Source organism: Rhizobium ecuadorense, assembly GCF_001187535.1.
Lineage (GTDB): Bacteria > Pseudomonadota > Alphaproteobacteria > Rhizobiales > Rhizobiaceae > Rhizobium > Rhizobium ecuadorense.
On the sequence record NZ_LFIO01001407.1, the window covers coordinates 1 to 239 of the forward strand.

A 239-nucleotide genomic window follows, 5' to 3' on the forward strand; every position below is an offset into this window, starting at 1 on the left:
AGTTCCTATCGAGGAAGGACAGGCCGCGCGCCGTATTCTGCTGGAGCGATCTCGACGCGATCACCCTTCTGAGCCTGGCTATGGAGATGGGTGTGCGCGTGCCCGAAGATCTCGCCGTCATCGGATACGACAATTCGTCGACCGCAGCACTCGGTCTCGTCAATCTCGCCAGCATCGATCAGTCGGGCCGGGAGCTCGGTCAGGTGGCAACCCGGGCCCTCATTTCCAGAATAGAAGGC

1 protein-coding gene is annotated in these 239 nt (G+C 61.1%); it reads left to right on the forward strand.

Annotated features, from left to right (window positions below):
* Positions 1–239: substrate-binding domain-containing protein (locus AF337_RS29765; protein ID WP_160320381.1), on the forward strand; the 239-nt coding region annotated here is incomplete at both ends.